At 62.0% G+C, this 12784-nt stretch carries 11 protein-coding genes; 2 read left to right on the forward strand and 9 right to left on the reverse strand.

Features of this window, described 5'->3' with window-relative positions:
- Nucleotides 1-28: 28 nt before the first annotated feature.
- The 8 genes from aruF to acs form a co-directional block, all read right to left on the reverse strand.
- Nucleotides 29-1048 (reverse strand): arginine/ornithine succinyltransferase subunit alpha, encoded by a 1020-nt coding sequence (gene aruF, locus LOY51_RS19735; protein WP_258642710.1) that lies wholly within the window; start codon nucleotides 1046-1048, stop codon nucleotides 29-31.
- 149 nt (nucleotides 1049-1197) lie between these two features.
- Nucleotides 1198-2418, reverse strand: a complete 1221-nt coding sequence (locus tag LOY51_RS19740; RefSeq protein ID WP_258642711.1) for an aspartate aminotransferase family protein — start codon at nucleotides 2416-2418, stop codon at nucleotides 1198-1200.
- A 331-nt stretch (nucleotides 2419-2749) separates the two neighbouring features.
- Nucleotides 2750-3730, reverse strand: a complete 981-nt coding sequence (gene argR / locus LOY51_RS19745) for a transcriptional regulator ArgR (RefSeq protein WP_125465030.1) — start codon at nucleotides 3728-3730, stop codon at nucleotides 2750-2752.
- A gap of 102 nt (nucleotides 3731-3832) precedes the next feature.
- On the reverse strand, nucleotides 3833-4597 hold the full coding sequence (locus LOY51_RS19750) for an ABC transporter ATP-binding protein (RefSeq protein ID WP_110991919.1): 765 nt from the start codon (nucleotides 4595-4597) through the stop codon (nucleotides 3833-3835).
- A 22-nt stretch (nucleotides 4598-4619) separates the two neighbouring features.
- Nucleotides 4620-5318 (reverse strand): ABC transporter permease, encoded by a 699-nt coding sequence (locus LOY51_RS19755; protein WP_110991920.1) that lies wholly within the window; start codon nucleotides 5316-5318, stop codon nucleotides 4620-4622.
- Entirely contained in the window at nucleotides 5315-6004 is a 690-nt protein-coding gene (locus LOY51_RS19760) for an ABC transporter permease (protein WP_110991921.1), read from the reverse strand. Before LOY51_RS19760 ends, LOY51_RS19755 begins: the two co-directional genes overlap by 4 nt.
- A gap of 91 nt (nucleotides 6005-6095) precedes the next feature.
- Nucleotides 6096-6881, reverse strand: a complete 786-nt coding sequence (gene aotJ, locus LOY51_RS19765; RefSeq protein WP_125465031.1) for an L-arginine-binding protein AotJ — start codon at nucleotides 6879-6881, stop codon at nucleotides 6096-6098.
- A 521-nt stretch (nucleotides 6882-7402) separates the two neighbouring features.
- Nucleotides 7403-9364, reverse strand: a complete 1962-nt coding sequence (gene acs, locus LOY51_RS19770; protein ID WP_110991923.1) for an acetate--CoA ligase — start codon at nucleotides 9362-9364, stop codon at nucleotides 7403-7405.
- A gap of 409 nt (nucleotides 9365-9773) precedes the next feature.
- On the opposite strand from acs, the gene LOY51_RS19775 reads away from it, so the two are divergent.
- Nucleotides 9774-10028 (forward strand): DUF2790 domain-containing protein, encoded by a 255-nt coding sequence (locus tag LOY51_RS19775; protein WP_125465032.1) that lies wholly within the window; start codon nucleotides 9774-9776, stop codon nucleotides 10026-10028.
- Between the two features lie 120 nt (nucleotides 10029-10148).
- Here the strand turns inward: LOY51_RS19775 and LOY51_RS19780 are convergent, their stop codons facing one another.
- On the reverse strand, nucleotides 10149-11708 hold the full coding sequence (locus LOY51_RS19780) for a sigma-54-dependent transcriptional regulator (protein ID WP_125859557.1): 1560 nt from the start codon (nucleotides 11706-11708) through the stop codon (nucleotides 10149-10151).
- Nucleotides 11709-11964: 256 nt separating this feature from the next.
- On the opposite strand from LOY51_RS19780, the gene phhA reads away from it, so the two are divergent.
- Nucleotides 11965-12753, forward strand: coding sequence for a phenylalanine 4-monooxygenase (gene phhA / locus LOY51_RS19785; protein ID WP_125859558.1), 789 nt, complete (start codon nucleotides 11965-11967; stop codon nucleotides 12751-12753).
- Nucleotides 12754-12784: the final 31 nt, after the last annotated feature.

Raw genomic sequence — 12784 nt, forward strand, 5'->3', positions numbered from 1 at the left:
CCGCCGCGAAACTCTCTGTTCCGGCTTATCAGACCGCTACCAGGCGCACGCTGGCACCCTCGCCGACGCCCAGGGCATCGGCGGCTTCGCTGTTCAGGCAGACTGGCTTGCCCGGCACCCAGTCCAGCTCCAGCAGCACCGCGCGGTAATCCTGCAACTGGCCGTTGCACACCAGGTACGGGCGGCCGCCCTTGACCGGCGCTTGGTCAAGCTTGACCGGCACCACACGGCTCTGGGCGATCGAACGGATACCCGAAGCACGGGCATGCAGGGTCGGGCCGCCGTCGAAGATGTCGATGTAGTGCTCGGTCTCGAAGCCCTCACGCATGAGGATGTCGAAGGTGATCTGCGCACGCGGATGCACCTGGCCCATCGCTTCCTGGGCCTCATCGTGGAGCAGCGGCACATAGATCGGGTAGTGCGGCATCAGCTCGGCCAGGAAGGTACGGCTCTTCAGGCCGCACAGGCGCTCGGCGTCGGCGTAGTTGAGGTCGAAGAAGTTGCGCCCGATGGCATCCCAGAACGGCGACTCGCCCTGCTCGTCGCTGTAACCGACGATTTCGGTCACCACCGACTCGGCGAAGCGCTCCGGGTGTGCGGCCATGAACAGCAGGCGACCACGGGAGTTGAGTTCGGCGAAGGCGCTGTTGACCAGCTCCGGCAGCACATAGAAGCTGGTCAGCAGGCTGTTGCCGGTGAGGTCGTGGCACAGCGACAGGACGTGGATCTTGTTGTGGATCTTCAGCTCGCGCGAGGCATGCACGAAGGTCTCGTTGCGAAAGCTGTAGAACGGCTCGGAGTAGCCGGCAGAAGCGACGATGGCCGAGCAGCCGACCAGCTTGCCGGTGGCGCTGTCTTCGAGCACGAAGAAGTAGCTCTCTTCGCCATTGAAGCTCACTTCAGCGGCAAAGGAGGTTTCCGAGGCGGCGATCTTGTCGCCCAGGCGACCGGCATCGTCCGGCAGCGAGGTGACACCAATGGGGCTGTCGGCAGCCATGCGCTGCACTTCGTTCAGATCAGCCATTTGCGCGGGGCGCATCACCAGCATGGTGTCACTCCTTTCGGGAAAGCGCGCCGATCAATCGGCACGGGAAAACAGCGGGCACGCGCCACTACCTGCAAGCAGGTGCCCGCATTGAAATTCAGGATTCGCCCGCCCCGATCGTGATCAGGGCGGGCGAAGGGACTACCGGGCGATCAGCCCTGAGCCAGTTTGGCCACGGCACGCTCGAAGCGATCCAGGCCTTCGTCGATGTCGGCATCCTCGACCACCAGGCTCGGGGCGAAGCGCACCACGTCGGGGCCCGCCTGCAGCACCATCAGGCCTTCCTTCTCGGCAGCGTTGAGGATGTCCTTGGCCTTGCCTTTCCAGGCGTCGCTGAGCACGCAGCCGAGCAACAGCCCGACGCCACGCACCTGGGTGAACAGGCCGGATTGCTGGCCGATCTTTTCCAGGCGGGTCTTGAAGCGCTCGTGCTTGGCCTTGATGCCCGCCAGCGTTTGCGGGGTGTTGATCACGTCCAGCACTGCACAGGCGACGGCGCAGCCCAGCGGGTTGCCGCCGTAGGTGGTGCCGTGGGTGCCGACGGCCAGGTGCTTGGCAATCTCGCTGGTGGTCAGCATGGCGCCGATCGGGAAGCCGCCGCCCAGGCTCTTGGCGCTGGTGAGGATGTCCGGGGTGACGCCGTAATGCTGGTAGGCATACAGCGAGCCGGTGCGGCCGACGCCGGTCTGCACTTCGTCGAAGATCAGCAGAGCATTGTGTTCTTCACACAGCTTGCGGGCGCCTTCCAGGTACGCCTTGTCGGCCGGAACCACGCCGCTCTCGCCCTGGATCGGCTCGATCACCACGGCGCAGGTCTTGTCGGAAATCTGCGCCTTCAGCGCGTCCAGGTCGTTGTAGGCCACGTGGCTGATGCCGGTGATCTTCGGGCCAAAGCCGTCGGAGTACTTGGGCTGGCCACCGACGCTGACAGTGAACAGGGTACGGCCGTGGAAGCTGTTAACCGTGGCGATGATTTCGTGCTTTTCCGGGCCGAAACGGTCATGGGCGACGCGACGGGCCAGCTTGAAGGCGGCCTCGTTGGCTTCGGCGCCGGAGTTACAGAAGAACGCACGCTCGGCAAAGGTCGCGTCCACCAGCTTGTGCGCCAGGCGCAGGGCCGGCTCGTTGGTGAATACGTTGGAGACGTGCCAGAGAGTGTTGGCCTGTTCGGTCAGTGCCTTGACCAGCGCCGGATGGCAGTGGCCCAGGGCGTTGACGGCGATACCGCCGGCGAAGTCGATCAGTTCGCGACCCGACTGGTCCCAGACTCGGGAGCCCTCGCCTCGCACAGGAATGAAGGCCGCCGGAGAATAGTTGGGAACCATGACCTGGTCGAAATCGGCACGTTGCACCGGGGCTTGCTCAACGGACATCTGAGTCTCCTGAAGAGGAACGCTGGCCTGGAAGTGGCGAGCGATGGGGGGATTGTAAGGACTGATCGGCGCCTGTCCTTGCTGCCAGGCGACAACTTGTTACAGCGCAAAACCCTGTTTTCAGCAGGTTTTCGGCAATGCGACAAACACTGTCGCAATCGCGCAGTGTAATGGCAGACAGGGGCTGGGTGAACGGGTGTTCACATTACAACTGTACCGGCCCTTTCGCGGGTAAACCCGCTCCCACAGGGACCGCACAGGTTTCGAATGCTGCACAGATCCTGTGGGAGCGGGTTTACCCGCGAAAGGGCCGCCACAGGCAATAGAGAAATCAGCCCTTTTCGGCTGGCGCCGAGCTGAGTTCGAACGGGCTGCTGCTGCGCCGCTGATTGCGATCTTCACGCGGCGTGGCGCCAAAGAAGTTGCGGTACGCACTGGAGAAATGCGGCCCGGAGGAGAACCCGCATGACAGGCCAATCTGGATGATCGACTTGCTGGTCTGCATCAGCATCTGCCGCGCCTTGTTCAGGCGCAGCTCCAGGTAATACTGGCTAGGCACCCTGTTGAGGTACTGCTTGAAGATCCGCTCCAACTGGCGACGGGACACGCACACATGCTGGGCAATCTCGTCGGTGGTCAGCGGCTCTTCGATATTGGCCTCCATCAGCAGCACCGCTTGGGTGAGCTTCGGATGGCTGGAACCCAGGCGGTTCTGCAGCGGAATACGCTGGCGCTCCCCCCCTTCACGAATGCGTTCGACCACCAACTCTTCGGAGACCGCACCGGCCAGTTCGGCGCCGTGGTCACGCGCCAGCACCGCCAGCAACAGGTCGGTCACCGCCATGCCGCCACAGGCGGTCAGGCGGTCCCGATCCCAGTCGAACAGGTGGCTGGTGGCGATCACCTTGGGGAACCGCTCGGCAAAATCGTCCTGCCAGCGCCAGTGCACCGCAGCGCGGTATCCATCGAGCAGCCCCATCGCCGCCAGCGGATAGACACCGGCGGACAGGCCACCGACCATGCAGCCACTACGCGCCAGCTGCTTGAGCGCAGCCGACAGCGCCGAACTGATCGCAGCCGGCGGTTCGTCGGCCAGCAGGAACAACTTCTGGCAACCTTCCAGGCGGCCGTTCCAGGCCTCGCCCGGCAGGCGCCAGGCGCCCTCCTGCCCGGCTTCGGCCTGCAAGTAGACCAGCTCGTAGACCACCTCCGGATGCACCCGCTGAGCCACCTGCAACACCTCGTCGGCCAACGCCAGGGTCAGCGGCTTGGTGCTGGGCCAGATGAGAAATCCGATTCGCTGGGTGGTCATAGGGCGTGGTCCGAAACCTGGAGGGGAAGGTTCGCGCTCGTGGCGCCAAGGCATGCCGCGCGCGTTGCGCAGCATGCCCCATTATGGTGCAAAGTGCAGCCTTTACTTGAGGCTACCGGAGAGGAACTGCTTGAGTCGCTCGGACTGCGGATTGACCAGCACTTCACGCGGGCAGCCGCGCTCTTCCACCAGGCCTTTGTGCAGGAACACCAGCTGGTTGGAGACTTCCCGGGCAAAGCCCATCTCGTGGGTGACCACCACCATGGTGCGGCCTTCCTGGGCCAGCGACTGCATCACCTTGAGCACATCGCCCACCAGCTCAGGGTCCAATGCCGAGGTCGGCTCGTCGAACAGCATGACCTCGGGTTCCATGGCCAGGGCGCGGGCGATGGCCACACGCTGCTGCTCGCCGCCGGACATGTGCCCGGGGAATGCGTCCTTGCGATGAGCGACACCGACCTTGTTCAGGTAGTGCTCGGCCTTTTCCAGCGCTTCCTTCTTGTTCACCCCCAGCACGTGCACCGGGGCCTCGATGACGTTCTCCAGCGCAGTCATGTGCGACCACAGGTTGAAGTGCTGGAACACCATCGACAGCCGCGAACGCATGCGCTGCAACTGTTTCGGGTCGGCGGCCTTGAGCGCGCCGTCCTTGCCGGCCACCAGCTTGAGCTCTTCATTGTTGAGCAGGATCCGCCCGGCATGGGGCTGCTCGAGCATGTTGATGCAACGCAGGAAGGTCGATTTGCCCGAGCCACTGGAGCCGATGATGCTGATCACGTCGCCTGCCTTGGCTTCGAGGGAGATGCCCTTGAGCACCTCGTGGCTGCCGTAGCGCTTGTGCAGGTCTTGGATTTGAAGTTTGTACATGCTGTCGGTTCTCACAGAGCGGTCAGTGCTTGCGCGGCGCCAGGTAGCCGAGCCAGCGGCGTTCGGCCATCTTGAACAGGCGCACCAGGATGAAGGTCAGGCACAGGTAGAACACGCCCGCCGTGATGTAGGCCTCGAAAGGCAGGTAATACTGGGCATTGACCGTGCGCGCAGCACCGGTGATGTCGATCAGGGTGACGATCGACGCCAGGCTGGTGGTCTGCAGCATCATGATCACCTCGTTGCTGTACTGCGGCAACGCCCGGCGCAGCGCCGACGGCAGCAGGATGCGACGGTACATCTTGAAGCGCGACATGCCGATCGCCTTGGCGGCCTCGATCTCGCCATGGGGCGTGGCCTTGAGGCTGCCGGCGATGATCTCGGCGGTGTAGGCGCTGGTGTTGATGGCGAACGCCAGGCAGGCGCAGAAGGTCGCGCTGGACAGCCATGGCCACAGGAAGCTTTCGCGCACCGCCTCGAACTGGGCCAGGCCGTAGTAGATCAGGAACAGCTGCACCAGCATCGGCGTGCCGCGAATGACGTAGGTGTACAGCCAGGCGGTCATGTTCACCACCGGTTGTTTCGAAACCCGCATCAAGCCCAGCGGGATGGCCGCCAGCAGGCCGAACAGCAGCGACAGCGCCAGCAGCTTCAGCGTGGTCAGCAGGCCGCCCAGGTACAGCGGCATGGCTTCCCAGATGACGTTGTAGTCAAAGATCATAGTTCAACCACCTTGACGCCAACCGAGTAGCGCTTCTCGAGGTACTTCAGCGCCAGCAGCGAGACACTGGTCAATACCAGGTACAGCGCCGCCACCGCCAGGAAGAAGGTGAAGGGTTCGCGGGTGGCATCGGCCGCCTGCTTGGCCTTGAACATCATGTCCTGCAGGCCGACCACCGAAATCAGCGCGGTCGCCTTGGTCAGCACCAGCCAGTTGTTGGTGAAACCCGGGATCGCCAGGCGGATCATCTGCGGCACCATGATGCGGAAGAACACCTGCAGGTTGCTCATGCCATACGCCGCACCGGCCTCGGCCTGCCCCTTGGGGATGCCCAGGAAGGCGCCGCGGAAGGTTTCCGACAGGTAGGCCCCGAAGATGAAGCCCAGGGTGCCGATACCGGCCACCAGCGGGTTCAGGTCGATGTAGTCGTCATAGCCCAGCAGCGGTGCCAGCCGATTGAGCAGGTCCTGGCCGCCGTAGAAGATCAGCAGGATCAACACCAGGTCAGGGATACCACGGATCACCGTGGAATAAAGGTCACCCAGCCAGGCCAACCAGCGCACCGGCGACAAGCGCAGCGCCACACCGATCAGGCCGAGGACGATGGCCAGGGCCATCGACGAAAGGGCGAGCTGCAGCGTCAGCCACGCCCCATCGAGGATGACTGCCCCATAGCCTTTCAACATGATTGCAATTCCTCAGGGCTTGGGAATGAAAAATGGTGCAAACCTCAGAGATTCTGCTGTTTGCACCATTGCACAGGTGAAACCCTACGTCTTACTGAGCGTCAGGGCCGTAGATGTCGAAGTTGAAGTACTTCTTCTCGATCTCTTTGTACTTGCCGTTCTTGCGGATAGCGTCGATGGCCGCATTGAGGCGGTCGGCGTTTTCCTTGTCGCCCTTGCGCACGGCGATACCAATGCCGTCACCGAAGTACTTGGAGTCGGTGAATGCCGGGCCGACGAAGGCGAAGCCCTTGCCGGCGTCGGTTTTCAGGAAGCCGTCTTCGAGCAGGGTGGCATCGGCCACGGTGCCGTCGAGGCGACCGGCCGCGACGTCCAGGTAGATTTCGTTCTGAGTGCCGTAAGGCACGACGGTGGCGCCTTTCGCAGCCAGGACTTCCTTGGCGAAGCGGTCGTGAATCGAACCGCGCTGCACACCGATTTTCTTGCCCTTGAGCTCGTCCAGGCTTTCGCTGACGGCAGTACCTTCCTTCATCACCAGGCGAGCCGGGGTGAGGTAGTAGCGTTTGGTGAAGTCAACCGACTTCTTGCGATCGTCAGTGATCGACATGGACGACAGGATGGCGTCGATCTTGCGCACTTTCAGTGCCGGGATCAGACCATCGAATTCCTGCTCGACCCAGGTGCACTTGGCTTTCATCTCTTCGCACAGGGCGTTGCCGATGTCGTAGTCGAAGCCGGCGATGCTGCCGTCGGGTTGCTTGAAGGCGAAGGGTGGGTAGGCGGCCTCGATACCGATCTTCAACGGCTTCTCATCGGCCTGCGATACCAGGGAAAACACGGAAAGCGCCAGGGCGCCAAGCAGTGCAAGCTTCTTCATCAGGTAACTCCATCGGTACGGGGCAATACAAGGCAGGTGTAACGGCTGCCCGATATGCGAATGGGTACAACGCGAGCCGCGCAGGTTTCGACCAAGGTCGCAGACCACGAGCGAGTGAGTGGCATTTTAGCGACAGCCCGGTAGTCGATATTTCTTCAAAGCGACAACTAGTTACAGAAGCGCTTGAAACCGCGGCGGGCGATATTGACAGCTCTCGCTGATTATGCAAGAGCAAAAGAGAAATAACCTATATCCAAAGCAATAAGCGCGCCTATTATTGGCAAACCCTTGTATTCCGGCAAGTGCAGCGTGCTACGGTGCATGAAATGGCTGAAAGATCGCACCGCGATAGGCCACAGATTGTTTCCTCAAGCCCCATTTCTGTGCGAAACCACCTACAGGCACGGTTACCGATGAATGTCGGGTAACAGTCCATCCAGTAAAGCAAAAACCCCGCCGGTTGCCCGGCGGGGTTTGCTTTGATGGGAGGCAGTCGCGGGGCAAGCCCTCGATCAGGCAGATCAGGCCGAAGCCAGGCTCATCGCCTTGTGGGTATCGATCAGGTGCTGCACCACACCCGGGTCGGCCAGGGTGGAGATATCACCCAGCGCGTCGTACTCGGCCGTGGCAATCTTGCGCAGGATGCGGCGCATGATCTTGCCCGAGCGGGTTTTCGGCAGCCCCGGCGCCCACTGGATCACGTCCGGCGAAGCGATCGGGCCGATCTCCTTGCGCACCCAGTTCTTCAGCTCCAGGCGCAGTTGCTCGCTCGATTCCTCGCCGGCATTGAGGGTGACATAGACATAGATGCCCTGCCCCTTGATGTCGTGCGGCACACCCACCACCGCGGCCTCGGCCACTTTCGGGTGGGCAACCATGGCGCTTTCGATCTCGGCAGTGCCCATGCGGTGGCCGGACACGTTCAGCACGTCATCCACACGGCCGGTGATCCAGTAGTAGCCGTCCTCGTCGCGACGGGCGCCGTCACCGGTGAAGTACATGCCACGGAAGGTCTTGAAGTAGGTGTCGACAAAGCGGTCGTGGTCGCCATACAGCGAGCGCGACTGGCCTGGCCACGAATCGAGAATCACCAGGTTGCCTTCGGCCGCGCCATCGATCAGGTTGCCCAGGTTGTCCACCAGGGCCGGCACCACACCGAAGAATGGGCGGGTCGCCGAACCCGGCTTGAGCGCGGTAGCGCCCGGCAGCGGGCTGATCAGCACCCCCCCGGTCTCGGTCTGCCACCAGGTGTCGACGATCGGGCAGCGCTGCTTGCCGACGGTCTTGTAGTACCAGTTCCAGGCCTCCGGGTTGATCGGCTCGCCCACCGAACCCAACAGACGCAGGCTGGAACCATCGGCGCCGGCCACGGCGGCTTCGCCCTCAGCCATCATGGCGCGGATCGCGGTCGGCGCGGTGTAGAGGATGTTGACCTTGTGCTTGTCGACGATCTTCGACACGCGGGTGATGTCCGGGTAGTTCGGCACACCTTCGAACAATAGCGTGGTGGCGCCATTGGCCAGCGGGCCATAGACGATATAGCTGTGGCCAGTCACCCAACCCACGTCGGCGGTGCACCAGTACACCTCGCCCGGGCGGTAGTCGAACACCCGCTCATGGGTGAGCGCGGCATACACCAGGTAGCCACCGGTAGTGTGCAGCACACCCTTCGGCTTGCCGGTGGAGCCGGAGGTATAAAGGATGAACAGCGCCTCTTCGGCACCCATCTCTTTCGGCGCGCAGTGGCTGGAGGCGACCTTCATCAGGTCCTCGTACCAGATGTCGCGGTGCTGGTGCCAGGCGATGTCGCCGCCGGTGCGCTTGCACACGATGATCTTCTGCACGCTGCTGGTTTCAGGGTTGGTCAGGGCCAGGTCGACGTTGCCCTTGAGCGGGGTACGACGGCCGCCGCGCACACCTTCGTCGGCGGTGATCACCACTTTCGACTTGCAGTCGATGATGCGCCCGGCCAGGGCCTCTGGCGAGAAGCCACCGAACACCACCGAGTGGATCGCACCGATACGGGCACAGGCCAGCATGGCCACCACCGCCTCGGGAATCATCGGCATATAGATGGTGACCACGTCACCACGGTGCACGTCCTGGCCACGCAGGGCGTTGGCGAACTTGCAGACCTGCTCGTGAAGCTCGCGGTAGGTAATGTTGCGGTGCTCGGAAGGGTCGTCGCCCTCCCAGATGATCGCCAACTGGTCGCCGCGCTCTTCGAGGTGGCGGTCCAGGCAGTTGGAGGAAACGTTCAGAGTGCCGTCGGCGAACCACTTGATATCGACATGGTGGTCGTCGAACGAGGTCTGCTTGACCTTGGTGAAGGGCTTGATCCAGTCCAGGCGCTGGGCCTGCTCGCGCCAGAAGCCGTCCGGGTTGATCACAGACTGCTGGTACATGGCCTTGTAGGTGGCCTCGTCGGTCAGGGTAGTGGCCGCAACCTCGGGACGAACGGGATACAGTGGAGCCGCACTCATCTGTGTTACCTCGGTGTAATAGTTGTTTTTGTATGGAACCGTTTGTAACTGTACCAGAGCGGCAAAAGCCATTCGACGTTGGTAGTAACGCGCCCCACCGATGCCCGCCCCATCAGGCTCGACCGCTCTAACTCATGGCACACAGCCATCCGCGAGAAAAACCGGAGCATGCTGCCAAGGGATTGTTACAGATTCTGTCAAAAGACTTTATCAAAACCCCCTCTGTTTCGGCCGCGGCCACGCTCCTAAAATTCAACTCGCCAGCAACGGCAACGCGATTAACTTCTGGTTACAGCCCCCACGAAGGCAAAGTTGATCCGCACCTCATCCTGATAGTTGAACAACCGTTGTACTCGCGGCGCCACAAGCGCCGCGTGCCCCCTCACGACCTTAGACAGGTAAATAGAAAATGAAAGCTTTACTGGTATTGGTACTTGGCAGTCTTTGCGGCGCGGCACTGGCCGGCGAGGCAAAAGATGCCGAGCAGATTCCGGTTGAACAGTACAGTTATTCGCAGCACCTGGACATCGCCCGCGTTATTTCCATGAGCGAAGTGCCCAATGTCTGCGAAGTGGTGCCGGCCCGTATGACTTACGAGGACTCCCAGGGCCAGAAGCACATTCTCGAATACCGCGTGATGGGTAACGGTTGCTCCAACGGCTGATCCCGTGAATTGGGGCCCCACCGGGGCCCTTTCGCGGCTAAAGCCGCTCCCACAGGTTCTCCTAATCCCTGCGGGAGCGGCTTTAGCCGCGAAATTACTGAATGCCACAACTTTCTGAAATTAGTCAGCCGACTTGTTAAGTGAATAATCACGCAACTTGTTGGCAATCGTCGTATGGGAAACACCCAGTCTTTTGCCCAACGCCCGGCTACTTGAATATTCACTCATCAAACTTTCAAGTACCGCCTTTTCAAAACGCCCGACAATCTGCGCAAGATCACCGTCCAGCGAAAATTCGCCCAACGGCTGGCGCGCACCATAATCCGGCAAACGGATATGTTCGCTCTTCACTATCCCGCCTTCGCACAACGACACGGCCTGGAACAACACGTTCTCCAGTTGCCGAACGTTGCCTGGCCAATGGTACTGACTGAGTTTGTCCATCGCTGCAGGCGCCAGCCGCGGCATCGGGCAACCAATCTGCCGGCTGGCCTGGTCGAGAAAGTGCTGCACCAACCCCTCCAACCCATCCATGCACTCGCGCAGCGGCGGGATGTGCAGCGACAGCACATTGAGCCGGTGGTAGAGGTCCTGGCGGAACTCCCCACGGGCACACAGCTCGGACAGGTCGACCTGAGTGGCACAGATCACGCGTACGTCCAGGTAAACCTCCTCATCGCTACCCACCCGGCGGAAGCAACCGTCCTGCAGGAAACGCAGCAGCTTCACCTGCAGGCGCGGGCTCATCTCCCCTACCCCGTCGAGGAACAAGGTGCCGCCTGCGGTCAGCTCCAAAAGCCCGAGCTTGCCTTCGGCACGCGCGCCCTCGAATGCCCCCGGCCCGTAACCGAACAGTTCGGTTTCGGCCATCGACTCCGGCAGGCCGGCGCAGTTGAGCGCCATCAATGGCGCCTGGCCACGCGGGCTGGCCAGGTGGCAGGCGCGGGCCAGCAGCTCCTTGCCGGTACCGGTTTCGCCCTCGATCAGCAGCGGCGCATCCAACGGCGCCATGCGCCGGGCCTCGCGCACCACCGCCGCCATCACTCGCGAGCTCTGGAAGATGCTGTCGAACCCGCGCAGCTCCTGCTTGCGCACGTTGTAGATGCGCTCGCCGATGCGGTCGGCGCGATGCAGGGTCAATACCGCGCCGGCCAGCGCCTCGCTTTCGTCGTGCTCCGACTGCAGCGGCGCGATGTCGGCCAGGAACACGTCACCCTTGACCTTGATGCGCAGGCCGTTGATGCGCGACTTGTTGGCGCGCACCAGCTCCGGCAGGTCGAAGTCCTCGACATAGCGTGAAAGCGGCAGGCCCGGCACCTCATCGACCCGCACCCCGAGCAGCTGCGCCGCGCTGCGGTTGGCGGCCACGATGCTGCCGCCCATGTCGATGGACAGCACCGGGAAGTCCAGCGCCCCGAGCAAGGCATTGAGCTCCATGTGCCGGCGCTCGCTGGGCATCAGCCCGACCCGCTTGACCCCGAACACCCCGGCGATCGCTTCGAACTTCGGCCGCAAGGCCTGGAACTGGATATTGATCAGGTTCGGGCAGTGCAGGTAGATGGCGTTGCCATGATCGCCCCCCACCTCGCCGCGCAGCACGTTGATGCCGTACTCCACCAGCAGGTTGAGGATGTCGCGCAGGATCCCGATGCGGTTCTGGCAGTGCACTTTGATACGCATGAAAGCTCTCGAAGCGACCGAAGTTTTTCTTCGGCACGCGGAAAAGTCGTAAAGATAAGCTGACAAAATCCACTTGAAGGCCAGCTCGATGTCCGTGATTTTCCGGGATGACAGGGCTTTTGTAAAATTATCGTTACAAAATCCGATACAGCAGACGCCCGATAGCGGCTCGCGACCCCGTGCAAAGTGGAGGATGTAGGGATATTCCTAATGCATGTCCTGCACATAACAAGAAAGCCCTCACCAGGAGCGCCGCATGAAACAGACGCAATACGTGGCCCGCGAGCCCGATGCGCAAGGGTTTATCGACTACCCGCAGCAAGAGCACGCGGTGTGGAACACCCTGATTACTCGCCAGCTGAAAGTCATCGAAGGCCGCGCCTGCCAGGAATACCTGGACGGCATCGAGCAGCTCAAGCTGCCCCATGACCGCATCCCGCAACTGGGCGAAGTCAACAAGGTACTCGGCGCCACCACTGGCTGGCAGGTTGCCCGCGTACCGGCACTGATCCCCTTCCAGACCTTCTTCGAACTGCTGGCCAGCAAGCGTTTCCCGGTCGCCACTTTCATCCGCACCCCGGAAGAACTCGACTACCTGCAAGAGCCCGACATCTTCCACGAGATCTTCGGCCACTGCCCGCTGCTGACCAACCCGTTCTTCGCCGAGTTCACCCACACCTACGGCAAGCTGGGTCTGGCGGCCACCAAGGAACAACGCGTTTACCTGGCGCGGCTGTACTGGATGACCATCGAATTCGGCCTGATGGAAACTCCGCAAGGTCGCAAGATCTACGGCGGCGGCATCCTCTCCTCGCCGAAAGAGACCGTCTACAGCCTGTCCGGCGAACCCGAGCACCAGGCCTTCGACCCGATCGAAGCCATGCGCACGCCGTACCGCATCGATATCCTGCAGCCCCTGTACTTCGTCCTGCCGAACATGAAGCGCCTGTTCGACTTGGCCCACGAAGACATCATGACCATGGTCCACCAGGCCATGCAGCTGGGCCTGCACGCACCGAAGTTTCCACCCAAGGTCGCCGCCTGAGCCACCTTCGTCGATAACAACTCAAAACGGA

The sequence above is a fragment of the Pseudomonas sichuanensis genome (assembly GCF_024749065.1).
Taxonomy (GTDB): domain Bacteria; phylum Pseudomonadota; class Gammaproteobacteria; order Pseudomonadales; family Pseudomonadaceae; genus Aquipseudomonas; species Aquipseudomonas sichuanensis.